Consider the following 18,204-nt stretch of genomic DNA (forward strand, 5'->3'; position numbering starts at 1 on the left):
GAGTGAACAAAGTCGGCTTCTTGGAGGGCACACCTATCCCGCAATCTCGGCCAACACCCGAAATCCGGTTGTTGAATTGCTAGGGTAACTGGCGTTTTAGAACTATGTTAGCAACTTCAATTGTAGTGGTTCCTATGTGATCTGACCGTTGGCTGTTTTTCCGGCAGTGTCTGTCCGGTCAAGTTTGGTACAGAAACTTTTCCTTCCAGATCTCTTGCCCTTGACCTTGATTTGGAATGGCGTTTGTGGGGTATGGCTGCTCCCGGTACGATTATGGCGGCCTTCGTTCGATTAATGTTCCATGCCCGGCACGATCAAGGGTCCGATTTCGATGACCAGCACCAAACAGATGCCTTTATGCAAAAAACAGTCGTTACGGCAGAATATCTGATACCTTGCTGAATCCCGTCAGATCGAAACCAAAGGAGATTGGATCTCTTGCTGTGTTTTTACTTTCGATCGTAAATTGCTTACCCGCCCGCATCGCAGACATCCACTCTGTTGAGACAGCGGAACGAGCAAAGCAGCCTTGAGCCTCGCAGGTCAGAAACTGCAGACGGGCGACTTCGACGTCATCGACCTTTGCGATCACCCCCTCGGAAAACAGAAGACCAAACGGCAAGGTCAGCACGGCTTCGGTCTCATCTTTCCTCGCAGGCTTCACGAACGCAACGGAGGTAAGCCTCTGGTTGTTTTCGGTCAAAACAATACTCTGGGACATTTCACAGACCAGTTCGGTTCCGTTGCCCGGATTTCCACAATTTACCGACCACGGGAGTGTGCCTTTCTCTTGCGCGGCAAGAGGGTGTGTCAAACCCAGTGAGATTCCTAGCGCGCCAAGCCAAATTTTCATACTGCCGTCCCTCATTGCTCAAAATTGTACCCCAAGGCCCAGACCAACCTGGAGAGCCTTGGTTGAGTCCCCGAACATATGGTCCAGGCTCAGATTGATAAAGCTGCTGTCATCCAACGCATACAGCCCCAATCGCGCCGAAACCAGCCCATGGGCGTCTCCGATAAAGCTGGTATTCGCAAACCCACCATCAGCCGCGCTTGCACCTGCAAAACCGGCGCTTACTGATACTGTGTCGTTCGACGAGATGATGGCGCCGGCGCGGAAGCTTACGCGTAGCTTTTGAGAGGCGCTGAGAATCTGTTCTGTCCCGATCTCAAGCGATGGGGTCAGGGAGTAGATCATCTCGCTATCATCCTGCAGGACGATCCCCGAAAGAGTTGCATCACCGTTGCTTTCTGTCGCCAGACGGGTGGCGTCAACAGCGATCTCGGGTCGCAGATAAGAACTGCCACCGGCAAATCTGTGATCATAGGCAAAACTCAACCGCAGGTTCTGCTGGTTCATCTTGTGCTTGATCGAACTGACGCCAACGGTGTTAACCACGTTTCCGTTGGGCAGCACACCACTGATCCCACCGGACCGGTCGGAGTCATAGTCTGACCAGCCGGCTGACAGCATGGCCGCGAACTCCCACGGGCCGGTGTATTTGGTCAGCGAAGCACCCAGATTGAACCGGTCACCGGTCGCATTGTACTGCGAACCATTCCGCAGGCTTATTTGGTCGTAACCCAACGCGAAACCGGCATAGAGCTCATCCCCAACCGGCAAACGGACACCGGCAGACAGGTTGGTATTGTTGATGTCCAACTCATCGTAGATACCAGTCTGCTCGCGGTCGTAGAAAGACCTTCCTCCGGAGAACCAGACACAATTGCGTGGATCGTCTCCGGCTTGGTAATCGGTAAACCGCTCGCAGTTATGCAGTGCGTTTGCGAATACCCGGGTGCCGTAGTAGGCATCAACTGCATCCGCAGCGTAGTCGGCCACAGTGAATGCACCGATTGCCGCGATGACATCAGCTTCGGAGGTCATGTTCCCGATCAGGGCGAACAACTCACCTTGCGCAGCGGAGCCCTGCCCATTCAGCACCTGGTTGATGTAGTCACCAACGGCCGCCTCGTTCGCGTTCATGTTCGCGGTCGAATAGTCCGGAGTTATCACCAGATCAATCGAACTGCCGTCCGATGTCGAGCCGTTCAAGCCAATCGAGTAATCCAACACTACTGTGTCCTGAATCGTTGTACCCGCATCCGCAGCTGTCCCATTCGGGTTGACGATGACTAGAGGTAACGCCCGTTGAAGCGTATTGAGCCGTGGTGTCAGTGTGCCGCCCATTGTGGCGTCACCGCTGACATTAACCAGATCGCTATTGCCACCCGATGCACCCGTGGTGAGGAAATATACGTCGAAGGTCGAGGATGCCGTCGCACCAAAGGCTAGGCTTCCCGTCAGGTTCGTGGTTTGGCTGACGTTACCGGTAAAGACAAAGTCACCCGACTTAACAGTCGGCGTCATGTCCGTATTCAGACCCCAGTTCGCCCCCAAAACAAAGTCGCCATTCACTTGCATCAACCCAGAAGCGCCCAGATTGATCGTGTCCAGCGCATAAAAGGCGCCCTGTTCCTCGACGGTCAGACCGTTGGTACCCGCGCCAAGGTCCAGATTGCCCAGTGCCTTACCCGCCAACGAAATCTGTTCATTGCCGTTTCCGCCGTTCACCAACTGGTTATTCCCGGCGAGAAGCACTGTGTCCTTGGACAAAGTCAGCGCGTTGTTCGCGCCGCCGTCCACAACGATTGATGCAATTGCGTCTGCTTGCCCGGTCCCGCCCATGACGACGCCATCGAAGCCAAGCGTGATTGCACCCGCTCCGTCGCGCCCTTCGGATTGGGCCAGAACGCCGATGCCGCCTTCGCCCACGGACAGGATATTGCCATTCAGCGCCATGTCGATGGTGCCACCGGCCCCAGCACCACCCGCAGATCCACGGAAAGCCGCATCCACCATGCCACCACCACCACCCAGTGACTGCGCCACAACACCAATCGCGTTTTCACCGGTGGTGACGATATTACCGTTTTGGGTGAACGTAATGTCGCCACCGTCACCACCATTAGCAGGCGAGAGATTCACTGTGATTTGGCTTGCATCCAAATCTGTAGAGACCAGACCGCCGCCGCCGCCTATGCTTTGGATTACGAAACCATGCGACCCAGAGCCGCTGGTGGTGATGCCCCCGATATTGGTAAGACCAACAGTTCCGCCGTCACCGGTTGAATCGTCTTGTGCACCCAAAGTTACATCCAAACGTCCTAGTCCAGCAACAACGACCTCACCGCCACCCGCACCAATGCTTTGAACACTCTGACCAAATGACCGATCACCCGTAGTGGTAATGTCTCCGGCCAGAGAGAGGTCGATATCACCGCCGTCATTGCGGAAACTTGGGTCGGAACCCAGGATCACCGAAGCAGCTTTGTTTGTATTCGCGGTGCCAGCGCTGTTCAGCACAAGCTTACCACCGCCGCCTCCGATAGACTGCGCTGCACCCGCCGAGGAAAATGCGCCGTCTGTGCCCACATCTCCGGTCCGGCTGCCGGTCACGTCGCCGCCACTGGCGTCATCCGTGTTAATCGCACCCAGACGTGCGGTGATGTCGATACCGTCACCGTCCTGAACATTGACGTTGTTCGCTGATATACCACCACCACCGCCAACGCTCTGCAGCATCAAGCCGGTCGAGCGGTCGCTTGTCGTCGCGATATTGCCTGTATGTGATTGCGCGACCTGACTGCCAGCCATGTCTGAAACTTCATCGCCACCCAAAGAGATGTCGCTGATATAGGAAGTGCCGGTTCCTCCAGCGCTGGCAGTTTCGGTGGTGAAATCGACTGATGTTTCGGAATTACCACCACCGCCATTCACGGACTGAGCGAAAATAGCCTCGCTACCTGTCCCATTCACAAGAATGTCCCCGGTCGAATTGACGGTAACGGTTCCAACGGACCCAGTGGCACCCTCACGCGCACCAAGCAATTGCGAAACCGTGTAGTCCAGCGCCGAGACAAGAGGGGATGACACCGAATATCCGGCATTTCCGCCGCCGCCTCCAACAGATTGCGCAAAGATGCCAAACCCGTTTTCTGCATTCACGACAATCGCGCCTGTATGGTTGACTGTGACGTCTCCGCCATCTGAGCCGTCCCCGCCCGATCCGCCGATGGCGATCTTCGAATAAGATTTGCCCGTCAAGGTGTTCTTGAGGTCATTTACATCCATCGCAACAGCCAACCCGCCATTGCCGCCACCGCCGCCAACGGATTGCGCCATGATGCCGTATGCACCCGCGCCATCAACCCGGATGTCACCACTGTTTGTTACGTCCACGTTGCCGGCGATGTTGCCGCTGCCTCCGGAACCGCCAATATTCAACTGCGCGGTCGGAGAACTGCTGCCGCCCGTCTTCAGTCGCAGCGTCCCAGTGATCGAACTTCCACCATTGCCACCACCACCACCGATGGATTGGGCGAAGATACCATGCGCGGCTTCACCAGTTGTCACGATCGTCCCTGCGTTGGTCACCAAGACGTTGCCGCCCGTGCCCCCAGTACCACCCGATCCGCCAAGACCGAATTGTAGTGCCCGCCGCGTGCTGGCCTCAGCCCCGCCATAGCGCCCGTCGACCGAGATCGTAGAGCCACCATTGCCGCCGCCGCCACCGACGGACTGCGCAAGGATGCCATGGCTCTCCTTACCGGTGGTGCGGATAGTGGCATCAGCTTCATTGACGACAGTTACGGTGCTGCCAGACCCGCCAGTACCACCCGTGCCACCAATCAGAATGGCATTTGTCGTTGCTCCGTCCGAGGACCGGCCCAGAATGATGTTGCGCACCTGTTGCGCATCGCCACCCCCGCCGCCGACGGACTGCGCGTAGATGCCAATGGACTTGTCGCCCGTCGTCTGGATTAGGTCCCGATTTGTGACGGAAACCGCTGCAGACACTGCTCCGGTTCCGCCAGTGCCACCAATGGACAGCGTCGCTGTGTTCCCGATGTCTTTGCGCAAGCTGATGATGCGGTTTTCAACCAAACCACCCATACCGCCACCACCGCCAACGGATTGAGCGAAGATGCCATGAGCCATCGTGCCCTCGGTCGTGATGATCCCATCGCTGACTACGGTCACGGTGTCCGAAGTCATGCCGTCGCCGCCTGTGCCGCCGATGTTAACCGAAATTGTCGTGCCGACCGTCGACGGATTGACCACGGCTTTGATGGTGTCGAGGTTCGATTGACCCGCCTGAACCATGCCGCCGGTGCCACCCGCGCCACCGATAGATTGCGCCATCAAACCGACGGAACGATCACCGAAAGTCGCAATTCGCGCGGTGTTGGACACGTCGACTTTGCCGCCTACACCACCTGTGCCTCCTGTGCCGCCAATGGAAAGCGCAACAGACGTACCCTTACCGGCTGAATTGCTGGCCTTGCCACCATTGCCACCGCCACCACCAACGGACTGGGCAAACACGGCGTGAGCATCCGTCCCCTCAGTAACGACTGTTCCGGCGACAACTGTCGTCACCTCGCCCGCTTCGCCACCAGTGCCTCCTTCAAGCCCGACTGACAAGCTGGCTTTGTTGCCCTTGCTGTCGCCGATCTTGGGCGTACCTATGCTGACTGATGTCGAGGACGAATTGCCGCCGCCGTTACCGATGGACTGGGCGAAGAAGCCGTATGAACGGTTACCAGCAGTGCGGACGATGCCATTCGAGCTTGCATAGACATCGCCACCGCTTCCGCCGGTACCACCGGTCCGACCGATTTGAATATTCACGTTGCCGCCATCTACAGATGTCGAGGCAGAGTTGTAGCCCGCATTGCCGCCGCCGCCGCCAACGGATTGGGCAAAAAGGCCATGAGAGTCCGCGCCGCTGGTCGTGATGTCCCCGGTATTGCGAACATCGACCGAACCGCCGATACCGCCCTCACCCGTACCGCCACCGACAGCCAGGCCAAAGCCCTTGTTGGTCGCGTCTGAGGCCAGTTCGTACGTCATACCAAGGTTCAAAGCCGCGTTGCCGCCGCCTCCACCAATGGATTGACCAAAGACCCCGTGGCTGCCGTCCTGCAGCGTAACGATGTCACCATAGTGATCGATATCCACGGTGCCGCCGTCCCCGGCCGTTCCAGCATCACCGCCTATGGCGATAACAGCCGACACGCCGGTTTTATTGCCGGAGGAGTCGGCAGGGTTCACCTTGCCCTCCAACTCATCGAGAACGGCGTTGTAGTTGGCAATTACCGAGTCATCGACGCCCGTGTTGGTGGGCGTTTTCCGGTCAGTTGAATCGCCGGTTCCGCCATTGCTCTTGCTTCCGGTGGTTTTACTGATGCCCACAACCGCGTTGATACCGGCATCACCGCCGCCGCCGCCAATGCTTGAGGCTTCGATCCCGTGCGAACCGGCACCGTCAGTCGTGATGGTACCCGCAGCCGCAGCCGCGGATCCACGCGCAACCGTGACATCGCCTGCATCGCCGCCGCCACCGCCAAAGCCGCCGATACCCATAGCAATTGGCGAGCTGTCTTTCGTGCCGACGAAGGTCGCATTAATCCCACCGGTGCCGCCGCCGCCGCCTATGCTTTGGGCAAAGATACCGCGCGCGTGATAGCCATTTGTCGAAATATTTCCAGATTGCGTAACTGAAACACCACCAGCGTCAGCACCGGTACCACCGTGGCCACCCAGACCGCCCACAATGCTCAGATCGGTTTTACCGTCGGAGTTGTTAGAGTCGCCATAATTCAGCTGCCCGGTCACGTTCAACGCGCCGTTACCACCACCGCCGGCGATGGACTGCGCCAAAACACCGTGCTTCCAGTTACCTGCCACCGAAACGGTGCCGGTATGGCCCACGGTCACATCACCCGAAACATTGCCGTCGCCGCCAAAGCCGCCGACGCCAAAGGTAACCGAAGGGATCTTGCCATCTTTGCTCAGCGCAATACCGCCCGAAACGTTCAGACCGCCGTTACCACCCCCGCCGCCAATGGACTGTGCCATCAAACCAGCTGAGCCATCCGTATCCGGTTTTTCTTCGTTGAAGACACCCATATCGATGAACAAACGTTCGAGCCCGAAGGACGAGGCCAGCTCTTCGGTGTCGTCGACAATCGTGTCGCCGAGGAAATCGCGCAGCTTGTCTTCAAATGTTGTCGTATCGGGAATAGAGATATCGTCCGGGTTGGTTGTGACTGTGATGTCAGCCTGCGACGTGACCGTGACGTCTCCTGCCTTGCCGCCGTCACCGGCGAAACCCCCAACACCAACAATCAACGAGCTGTCGGATACGATACCACCCGACACATTCAGGCCGCCATTGCCGCCACCGCCGCCAAGGGATTGGGCCAACAGACCGGATTGGCCGGTTCCGTGCGCCCTGATCGTGCTGCCTGCGCCGATATTCACATCGACATTCCCGGCATCACCGCCGCCGCCGCCGAACCCACCGACGCCCACGACCACCGCATAGGACTTGCTGCTGTCCGTTTGGCCCGCACCTGGCTTGCCGCTGATCGCGATACCGCCGGAGACATTGGTGCCGCCATTGCCACCGCCACCGCCCAGCGATTGCGCGATAATACCGCTGGCGCCTTTGCTTTGGTCGACGGCAAATGTGCCGTCGGGTTGCCTGACCATCGGAACGGCCTGAACATTGCCGGTGTAGTCCAGATCAACATTGCTGGCATCGCCACCCGATCCGCCAAAGCCGCCAACACCAGCCGCGACCGAAAAGATTGTGTCCGACCCCGAGGGCTTTGTCAGCGCCAGAGAGCCCGAAATATTCACGCCGCCTGTGCCGCCACCACCACCGAGGCTCTGCGCAAATACGCCATGTGACCCGTCGCCAGCCGTGACTACATCACTTTCCACATCCAGTGTTACCGCCCCGGCATCGCCGCCACCGCCGCCAAAGCCACCAAGCCCCAAAGCAACCGCCGCGCCGGATTTGCCTGTCAGGTTGACAGCACCCGAGACGTTGAGGCCGCCATTGCCGCCGCCGCCGCCAACGGATTGCGCCATGACACCGATGCTGTCCGCCCCTATTGTGACCACCGAGGTTGTGCCGCTGCTATCTGTGCTGGACCGCAGGGTGCTGATCACGTCACCGGCGTTACCGGCCCCGCCCCCGAAGCCACCCACGCCCAGACTGACCGAGCCGCCATTTTCCTGACTAATGCCCAACGAGGCCGAGATATTCGTGCCGCCATTGCCGCCACCGCCACCAAGGCTCTGTGTCAGAATACCTGTGCTGCGATCGCCGACGGTGCCAACACCGCCCGTAACAGTCGACTGAACCAGGGCACCGGCATTCGCGCCACCGCCACCAAAGCCGCCTACGCCGATACCTACGGCCGCATTGGCCGACCGAGACAGGGACAACGCGGCTGAAATGTTGGTGCCACCATTGCCGCCGCCGCCGCCAAGGCTTTGTGTCAGAATCCCGACCGAGTCGTCTCCTGTTGTTACAACACTGCCGGTGACTTGTTGCGTGACATTGTCTGCATTTCCGCCGTCACCTCCAAAGCCACCAACACCAATCCCGAGACCACCTGAATAGTTGCTGGCCACCGAAATCGCGCCGGAAATATTCGTGGCACCGTTGCCGCCGCCGCCGCCGAGGCTTTGGGCAATAATACCAGCCGAGCGTGTGCCCGAAGTGCTGACATTGCCCGAGAACGTATTGTCGACGGCCCCACTGGTACCGCCGCTACCGCCAAAGCCGCCCACTCCGATTCCTGCAGCACCGGACCCAGTGCGCGCAATGCTGAGCGCACCCGAGATGTTGACGCCGCCATTGCCACCGCCTCCGCCAACAGACTGAACCAGAACGCCGGTTGCGTTTTCACCGCTGGTGGTAACGTCGCCGGTAACCGAACCAGTGGCCGCACTTGCATTACCGCCGTCACCGCCGGATCCACCGATGCCAACGCCAATAGCACCGCCGCCGGTGCCCGAAATATTCACGGCCGCAGAGACATTCAGCCCTCCGTTACCACCGCCGCCCGCGGCGGACTGGACCAAAACACCGCCCGAATTGTCGCCGGCCGTTGTGACATCACCCACAACCGTGCCGTCGGCCGTATTGGCATCACCGCCACTACCCCCGCTGCCGCCAAGTCCGACAGACGCACCACCACTGCCGGTTCCGGCAACCGTGACTGTGGCAGAGACGTTCATGCCGCCGTTGCCGCCACCGCCGCCAAGGCTTTGAACTATGAAACCGCCGGACTCGTCCCCTTGCGTCGAAACGTTGCCGTTCAAAGAGGCCTCAGCCGTTCCTCCGTCGCCGCCCGTTCCAGATGCGCCGCCCAGACCAACGGATGCGCCACCCGATCCCGTACCTGCCGCGGCAACCGCGACTGAGATGTTCATTCCGCCATTACCACCTCCGCCGCCGACGGACTGCGCCAGCAAACCGGTCGAGGTTTCGCCCAACGTCACAAGGTTCCCGGTCACGTTTGCGGTTACCGCTGAGGCATCGCCGCCGCCGGTTCCCCGACCACCTAGCCCAACGGCTGCTGCGCCAGAACCTGTGCCCGCGCCGCCAACTGAAGCCGAGACATTGAAGCCGCCGTTACCGCCGCCGCCGCCGATGGATTGGGCAACAACCGCGCTCGATTGCGCGCCTTCGGTTTGCACACTGTTCGCAACGGTCAGACCAACGACACCGCCGGTGCCGCCGCTACCGCCAGACCCGCCCAGTCCGACACTGATCGCGCCTGACCCGGTGCCCGCACCTGCCAAGGCAGGTGAAATGTTAAAGCCACCATTGCCGCCGCCGCCACCAACGGACTGTGCCAGAATACCAACTGAAGCATCTCCCTTGGTCACTAAGTTGGCCGTTGTGCTCGCGGTTACCAGGCTGCCGTCGCCGCCGCCGCCGCCTGAACCTCCTAGCCCAACCGAAACTGAACCCGCTCCGACGCCTGCACCTGACAGGGTTGGCGAGACGTTAAAGCCGCCGTTACCGCCGCCACCGCCAAGGGACTGCGCCACAAAACCGCCAGAGGCAAAGCCGTCGGTCAGAATGGTACCGTTCGACGTCAGTGTCACGTTGCCGCCATTGCCGCCAGTGTCGCCTGACCCGCCGAGCCCGACGCTGACGGCTCCGCTACCAGTTCCTGCACCTGACAGAACCGGAGAAACATTGAACCCGCCATTGCCGCCGCCGCCGCCGATGGATTGCGCCACTACGCCCGAGGACTGATCACCACGGGTTTCGACCGAATTGTTCGAAGTTGCGATGACGGTGTTGCCATCTCCCCCGCCAGCACCATCGCCGCCAAGGCCAACCGAAACTCCGCCCCCGCCAACGCCAGATCCCTGGACCGAAGCACTGACGTTGAACCCGCCATTGCCGCCGCCGCCGCCGATGGATTGGGCCAGAAACGCCGTCGCCGAGTCGCCCTGAGTCAGGATTGTCCCGCCGGAGGTCAGAGTGACCGCGCCGCCATCGCCGCCTCCAGCTCCGTCGCCGCCAAGCCCCACGCTAACTGCACCGGACCCGACACCGGCGCCTGCGCCTGTGCCCGAGACGTTGAAGCCGCCATTGCCGCCGCCGCCGCCAATGGACTGAGCGACTACGCCGGACGACCTGTCCCCAGCCGTTACGATTGCATCCGTGGTTGTCAGATTTACCGTGCCACCAGTTGCACCTGTGCCGCCGCTGCCGCCCAGCCCAACTGAAACGGCACCGCTGCCCACACCCGCGCCCGCGAGTGAGGCGCTGACATTAAAGCCTCCATTACCGCCGCCGCCGCCGACGGATTGCGCCAGAACCGCTGTCGAATCCGCACCAGTCGTGCTGACAGTTCCGGTAACCCGACCAGTCACTGAACGACCGATCCCACCGCCGGACGCGTCGCCGCCCAAGCCAACCGTAACCGCGCCGCCACCAGCGCCTGCACCGGCTACCCCGGCGGTTACGTTGAAACCGCCATTGCCGCCACCGCCGCCGATAGATTGGAATACGACACCGCTGGAATTGTCGGAAAGCGTGGTCACGTTGCCCACGACCTGTCCTTCAACAATGCCGCCATTGCCACCTGTTGCACCGCCGCCGCCAAGTCCGACACCAATCGAACCAGCGCCTGCACCGCCAGCGGCCACACCGGCCGTCACGTTGAAACCGCCGTTACCACCGCCACCGCCGATGGACTGGATCACAACACCTGTCGAGCGCAGACCTTCGGTGCGGACATCACCGTTGACAAGAACACCGGTCACGCTGCCGCCGATACCGCCGCTGCCGCCTTCGCCGCCAAGCCCGACACCAACGGTTCCTGCACCGGCTCCGCCTGCGGCCAGACCCGCGGCGACACTGAAGCCGCCATTGCCGCCACCGCCGCCGATGGACTGAACTACAACAGCACCAGAGTCATCGCCCCGCGTTGTGACGTTTGCGTCAACCTGTGCGGTTACTGCGCCGCCGTCACCGCCACCGCCGGCTTTGCCGCCAAGGCCCACACTGACAGACCCAGCAGCCGCCCCGCCAATATCGGCGCTCGCGCCGACGCTGTAGCCGCCATTGCCGCCGCCGCCACCCACGGACTGTGCGACAACACCGCTGGAAAATGCTCCCCTGGTTTCGATGTTTGTCCCGCCTGCAATCAGGGTGACGTCGCCGCCGATCCCGGCACCGCCGCCATCTCCGCCAACACCCACGTTGATCCCAATTGCCGCCACGCCGCTTGCGCTGACACCGGCTGCAATACTGCCACCGCCATTGCCGCCGCCGCCGCCAACGGACTGTGCGATCAAAGCACTCGAACTGGTTCCCGTCGTTGTGATGTCAGCCTTGGTATAGACCTGCACATCGCCGCCGTCGCCGCCACTGCCAGCCTCACCGCCGATACCAACAGAGACATTGCCGGAAAACAGCGCCGAGGCACCACCGGTTGCCGCCACAGCCAAGCCGCCATTACCACCACCGCCGCCAACGGATTGAAACAGCATACCGGTCGAGCGGTTGCCGGTTGTGACAACGGTGCCTTCAAACCCCGCAGCCGTCGGAGAGCCACTGCCGTCAAACTGGCCGACCGTGACCGTGCCGCCTTTGCCACCCGTGCTACCATCGCCGCCGACACCAACTGCCAAAGAGCCCGAAACCGGGCCGCCAGACACTGCAACAGAAACCGCATATCCACCATTGCCGCCTCCGCCGCCAACGGATTGCAGCATGACGCCAATTGCATCGTCGCCACCGGTCTGCACAGATGCAGACCCGCTGCCGCTGATTGACACATCGCCGCCGTCGCCGCCACTGCCGGCCGAGCCACCAACCGAGACCGAAGCCGCTCCAAAGGCACCGACCGCTACTGAAACAGCGCCGCCGCCATTGCCGCCACCGCCGCCGACGGATTGTGCGAACACACCAGTGGAGCGATCGCCTGAGGTTTGAATTGCAGATGGCTGACTGCTGTCGGTGTTCGACAATGTGACGTTCACGTCGCCGCCCTTGCCTCCGGACCCGCCATCGCCGCCGATGGCAACGCCCACGAATGCGCCGACCGCTCCGGAAGAACCGCCATTGCCGCCACCACCGCCGATGGACTGGGCCAGAATGCCCATCGCATCGTCTCCGGTCGTGGTAATGATCCCGTCATTGACGATGGTCACAGTTGATCCAGCGCCACCGCCGCTGCCGTTTCCGCCAACGGATACCATTCCTGCGGACGAGCCACCGTCGCCGCCACCGCCGCCAATCGACTGAGCGATGATTCCGCGCGCGCCGTCGCCCCCGGTCTGGATTTGTCCGTAGTTACTGACGCTTACTGCAGCTCCTGTGCCTCCTCTTGACCCGGTGCCACCGATTGCGACCAACCCGTATGAGTTCGCACCCGTGCCACCACTGCCGCCAATAGATTGCGCCATGACCCCATCGGCACCTTTGCCTGAGGTCAGAATGCTGCCGCTGCCCTGAACCGTCACGCTAACGGCGCTGCCGCTGCCACCATTCGATCCGACCCCGCCCAGAGACAGCGAAACCAGGCCACCACCTGTTCCGCCAGACCCACCGCCGCCGCCAATGGACTGCGCCACAATCCCGCGCGAAAAGTCTCCCTGTGTCTCAATGGCGCCAGCATGGGAAACCGTGACCGTCCCGCCGTTACCGCCGTTGTCGGCACCGCCGATCAAGGACACCAATAGGTTGCCGCTGGTCCCTGCGGACCCACCCGAACCCCCAATCGACTGTGCATAAATCCCGTTCGCATAGTCGCCGGTTGTCAGAATGCTGCCGGTTGATGTGGTATTGACTGTCACAGCACCGCCGTTGCCGCCATAGCCGCCGTCACCTGAAGATCCTACCAGGCCCCACTGCGAGCCGCCATTTCCACCATTGTTCGAAACGCTCAGTGCATAGATACCATCTGCGGAATCTCCGGACGTCGAAATCTCACCTCTTTGCGTGACGGTCACGTTGCCGCCATCCGCTGAATGCCCGCCAGTACCACCGCCGGGGGCGGCGAACCCGCTGCCGCCATTCCCAGCCTCGCCACTTCGACTGAATGCGAAAATGCCATAATTGCCACTGCCCGAGGTTTGGATTGTGCTGCTGCTGGACTGTGTCGCGTTGACGGTGCCGCCCTTGCCGCCATCGCCGCCATCGCGTCCGTCCCAGAAGCTCAGGTAGGAATCACCACCGTTGCCACCATCGCCGCCGACGCTACCGATCTGCCACCCTATGTTGCTGGTGGCGTTGACATCACTGCTAAGGGTCTTTGTTTGCGTCGGACCAGTTGCGCCATTGCCGCCTGAGCTAGGCGGTACAACCAACGCGCCGTCACGGCCATTGCTCCCATCCTGACCATAGACAACTTGGTTCACGCCGTTCGGTCCCGACACATCTTCAGGTGGTGTCACCGCACCTGGAGTCCCAGAGCTGTTGAAATTGCTATTGTACTGCGACAGCGTCAATTGAGTGGACAAACCGGCCGTACCGGATGCTCCGGAATTGCTAATTTGAGCCGTTGTTCCTGAAATGGATACAATTTCGAATGCTAGCGGAGGATTGTCGGAATTGTAGATTGTGTCCCCGGCATCTTTGACTAGGAAAACGTATCCATCTGCTGTCTCTACAAATGCTGTTGTTCCGGCTGTGGGCGTCGAGGCCGGGTCGACAATCAGTGCGCTGACAGTGGTATCCATACCTGTCACCGGGTTGGCCACCGTGTCGCCTACTTTCGAGTCTGCCGTGGGCGCTGCGAATAAAGGTGTTGAAATTAAAGTATAAAAAGAAACAGCCAGCAGCAAACTTGACTTCTTGGACACCCTTGCACCCCACATACGACTTAGTCACAACACATGGGGGCAAACCGCGTTCGCGCAGAACGGCAACCTACAATTCGAATTTCCCCATCACATATCGGAATAAAATAAACACAAGATTAAGGCGATAATTCGAATTAAATTCGCTCTGTTGGAGTTACTCCGCGCTCATTGCCAAAATGCAACATTGAGTCTCAAATCATTACTAAAAATTTATCGGAAGTGTTTTGCACGCAAAAAACCCTTTCTGACACAATTCACGACGGAGATTCACTCTAAGAAATCAGCAGGGCAACTCGGTCGGTGCCGTCACGCTGACCGTCGTTTAGTTGCACATGTTGGCAATTGTGCATTGATGACTTCGATGAATTTTTCGTTAGTCTGCTACTTGCGCTATCGATTGCCTCGTTAGGACAACACTCACACGGTGTGGCTCTCTTTTTTGCTTCAATTCGAGCCTGCGTGAAGTAGAAGAGATGATACTACGCGTAACCAGCGCGCCCTTGCGATGTCTTGAATAATGAAGTTGTTATGAACCCCTCCGAACGCAATTATCGGATTTGGCGCGTGATCGGTCAGGCTGGAGCGTTGCGCTGGCCTAGGGTGATATCTGGCTTGAAACCCGCACTCGGGCCCTGACTCTCGGCCGGATGGGTAATGCCGATGCTCCGGCACTGGAAAACTACGAGATTCTGGATGTTGGTCTGGAAGACGGACCATTGACCGAACTTCTGCGGTCCAGGGGATTGATCGTAGCGGGACGTGAGGAATAGGCAGGCGTTTTGCCCGCCTAGTCAGACGAGGACGCGACATGGCTATTGCCGATGGATGGCGCGCAAACCCAGATCAACAACTGGAGGCACGACTATTATGAAAACAGGTCATATTCTTCGCTCGGAAACTTGACGCTGAACGTAATCGTGGCCCAACTAACCGAAACCCGAAAGGCCGCATGAATACCTGACCGGAAACCGGGAGAGGTCAAAGCCAACCGTGCACTAACTTTCAATTTGAACCGCTCAAGTGGCGCTGCTCCTTGCCAATTGAGCAAGCCGCAGAAACAGAGGGAGTCCGGGTGTGAACTGACTTTTTCATGCTATGTTGACGCCTCAATAAATTTGCACCCACCTACCGCGAACTCGCAGATAGCTTTCATCCAATCCCGTGGGGAAGTGGCAGCCTTTCAAGGAAATCACTCAGAAACCTGCTCGCGATTGATTAACATCAACAAGCACCAAGGCATGCGTTTACCTCTACCTCAGTCAAAAAACCGCGACACGACCGGAACAGCGCCCTGTCTTTTTGTGCGGCAAGTCGTCGTTTTGACCAGTGCTTACCATTCAACATCGCCCAAAAAAATATATCCGGCACCATAGATAGTTTTGATCAGGCGAGGGTTTTTGGGGTCTTCGCCCAGTTTGGTCCGCAACCTGGAAATTCTGACATCCATCGCACGATCAAAACTGTCGCCGGCAGCACCACCCAGAGCATCTTGCATCTGAGTGCGGCTGATCAATCGCTTGGGACTTTCCAGAAACAGCTTCAGAACTTCGCCCTCTGCATGGCTGAACGGAGTTTCGGCACCGGATCCGTCTTCTAGGATGTAGCGATCAAAGTAGGCCGTCCAGCCGTTGAAACGTGCCACGTCAGATTGTGCGGTCTGCGCCTTGGGGGATCGCAACCGCGCCCGAATGCGTGCCACAACTTCGGCCGGGTCGAACGGCTTGGTAATATAGTCATCCGCCCCCAGTTCCAGACCGGTGACGCGATCCTGTACCTGCGCACGACCAGAAATGATGATGACCGAAGCCCCCTGCTCCAATGCCAGCCGATGGACCAGTGCCAACCCATCTGTATCCGGCAGGGACAAATCAACCAGACATACGTCCGGCGTAACCCGTTTGAGCGACGCTTCGAATTCCCGCGCGCGCGCAAAGCTCTGGGTGCGAAACCCTGCTTCTTCAAGCGCGTCGGTCAGAATGCGCCGTATCTCGGGCTCATCATCGACAATGGTTACCAGCGGTTGGGTCATCAGGCAGCCTCGTCACGGATCAGGGCAGACAGTTGCGCCCGGGTGAAGGGTTTCCGCAGCACCGGCGCGCGTTTCAGCGCCTCGCGATACAACGGATCGGAATAAGGCAAGGATGTCATAAGGATACGGGGCAACGCGGGCTCCAGTTTTGCTAAAAGATCCAAACCCGTCTCCTGCCCTTCAAGGCGAATATCGGACAGCACCAAAGCAATGTCTTTGACATCTTTTGCCAGGGTGATGGCTTCGTCACAAGACGTCGCCTCAATCACTGCAAACCCGATGTCGACCAACATATCGCGGAACTGACTGCGCAGATCGTCGCTGTCTTCGACCAACAGAACCAACCCTTCCTGTACTGGCAGGGCTGCTCGGTACGGCAGTCGCAAAATGACCGATGCACCTGACGGAGTATTGCGCAAACTCAGGTCGCCGCCGGCCAGCTTGACGGTGTCGTAGACCATCGGCAGACCAAGACCCGACCCTTTGTCGCCTTTGGTTGTGAAAAACGGGTTCAACGCCTTTTCCAATGCATCTTTCGAAAACCCGGGGCCAGTGTCTGACACTGCGATTTCGGTCCATATCTCACCAATGGTATGGGCGCTGATTGTGATCTGGCCGGATTCTCCACAAGCATCCCGCGCGTTCAAAACCAGGTTCAGCAAGGCGTCCTGAACCATCCCGGGATCCAGCATCAGAGCTTTGTCCGGCAACGTATTAACCACCGACAAGCCGACCCCGCGCGGCAGGGATGGAGAGGCCAGAATGCGCAAATCCTCAAGCAATCCGCGCATGTCCGTCGCTTTGGGTTGAGGTGTCCGGTTACCCGTCATATCGGCGATGCGATTCAACAGTTGCCCACCCCTGCGCGCTGTCTGCTTGGTAGCGTCAATCAGCTCACGAGCATCTTCCGGCAAATCCATCTTTTCCAGCCTGGACTGCATGCCCAGAATAATGGTCAAAAGGTTCGAGAAATCATGCGCCAACCCGCTGGTCATTTGTGCGGCCATCGCGCGGCGACGGGTTTGTTGCAGCGCGACGCGCGCTTGCGTTTCCTCAGTGATGTCGACGGACATGATGTAAACACCACCTTCGCCATCAGGTGTGAAGGATACGCGAATGCGCCTGGAATCCTGATCCTCGGTAAATTCGAAAACAGAGGTTTCTCCGGCATAGGCCTTTTGCAGATGCGCCTGGACCCGTGTAAAAGCGGCAGAGCCCAAAGCCTTAGAAATATGCATACCCAAAATCTCGGACGGGCGACCTGGCATGACCGAGTTTAGCCGCCGGTTGGAGTAATCGTAGCAGCCTTTGGCGTCCAGATGTGCAATATGGGCCGGCATCATCTCGGTCGTCATACGGGTGCGCGCTTCGATCTCGGTCAATTGGCGTTTGGCTTCTTCCAAAGCCGAGTTTGTGGCCGCCAGTTTTCTGTTCGCTGCTGACAGCTCTTCAGCCCGGTCGAACAACTGACCAGAAAGCTCCTCGGAACGGGCGCGCAACAGCGCCTCAGCCTGTTTCGTATTGGTGATGTCTGTATAGACCGCCACCCATCCGCCTTTGGGCAAGGGGGCACCTTCAACCGAAATAACCTGACCATTGGCCCGAATGCGTTCGATGTAATGAGGTTCGAATGTCAGCGCCTGATTGACGCGCAGATCGACAGCCGCTTCGACATCATCGACATCGCCGTATTCGCCACTGGATGCGAGGTGCCGGATTGTGTCGCTGAACAAGGCGCCGGGCTGTACAAGATGGTCCGGCAGATCAAACATCGTCTGAAACGGTCGATTGCTGACCACCAGCCGAAGCTGGCTGTCATAAATTGACAGGGCCTGGCCGATCAGATTCAGACCAGCCGTCGTCATGGACTTTATCTGTTGCTCGGTTATTTCCAAATCCATCCTCCCCGCGACACATGCGTAACACTGGATCTGTTACAGGTGTAGAGGGCAAGAGCGCGACAGGTTGGAAAAACGGG

5 protein-coding genes are annotated in these 18,204 nt (G+C 59.2%); 1 reads left to right on the plus strand and 4 read right to left on the minus strand.

What is annotated here, in order from left to right; translation table 11 throughout:
* Positions 1–373: 373 nt before the first annotated feature.
* Both AC2FI8_RS17410 and AC2FI8_RS17415 read right to left on the minus strand, forming a co-directional pair.
* Entirely contained in the window at positions 374–868 is a 495-nt protein-coding gene (locus tag AC2FI8_RS17410) for an invasion associated locus B family protein (protein ID WP_496780350.1), read from the minus strand.
* A 3-nt stretch (positions 869–871) separates the two neighbouring features.
* Complete coding sequence (locus tag AC2FI8_RS17415) at positions 872–14,074, minus strand: hypothetical protein (protein ID WP_496780352.1); 13,203 nt, start codon at positions 14,072–14,074, stop codon at positions 872–874.
* A 770-nt stretch (positions 14,075–14,844) separates the two neighbouring features.
* On the opposite strand from AC2FI8_RS17415, the gene AC2FI8_RS17420 reads away from it, so the two are divergent.
* A complete protein-coding gene (locus tag AC2FI8_RS17420; protein WP_496780354.1) occupies positions 14,845–14,967 on the plus strand; it encodes a hypothetical protein in 123 nt (40 codons plus the stop codon).
* A 560-nt stretch (positions 14,968–15,527) separates the two neighbouring features.
* Here the strand turns inward: AC2FI8_RS17420 and AC2FI8_RS17425 are convergent.
* Together AC2FI8_RS17425 and AC2FI8_RS17430 are read right to left on the minus strand one after the other, a co-directional pair.
* On the minus strand, positions 15,528–16,226 hold the full coding sequence (locus tag AC2FI8_RS17425) for a response regulator transcription factor (protein ID WP_496725040.1): 699 nt from the start codon (positions 16,224–16,226) through the stop codon (positions 15,528–15,530).
* Positions 16,226–18,091, minus strand: coding sequence for a PAS-domain containing protein (locus AC2FI8_RS17430; protein ID WP_496780356.1), 1,866 nt, complete (start codon positions 18,089–18,091; stop codon positions 16,226–16,228). Before AC2FI8_RS17430 ends, AC2FI8_RS17425 begins: the two co-directional genes overlap by 1 nt.
* Between the last annotated feature and the right edge of the window lie 113 nt (positions 18,092–18,204).

The sequence above is a fragment of the Ruegeria sp. CDSB029 genome, assembly GCF_059611125.1.

Bases quoted from the DNA above. Each gene is read 5' to 3' on its own strand.
- AC2FI8_RS17425 (WP_496725040.1), bottom strand. From the start codon at position 16,226: ATGACCCAACCGCTGGTAACCATTGTCGATGATGAGCCCGAGATACGG.
- AC2FI8_RS17420 (WP_496780354.1), top strand. From the start codon at position 14,845: ATGGGTAATGCCGATGCTCCGGCACTGGAAAACTACGAGATTCTGGAT.
- AC2FI8_RS17410 (WP_496780350.1), bottom strand. From the start codon at position 868: ATGAGGGACGGCAGTATGAAAATTTGGCTTGGCGCGCTAGGAATCTCA.
- AC2FI8_RS17430 (WP_496780356.1), bottom strand. From the start codon at position 18,091: ATGACGACGGCTGGTCTGAATCTGATCGGCCAGGCCCTGTCAATTTAT.
- AC2FI8_RS17415 (WP_496780352.1), bottom strand. From the start codon at position 14,074: ATGGATACCACTGTCAGCGCACTGATTGTCGACCCGGCCTCGACGCCC.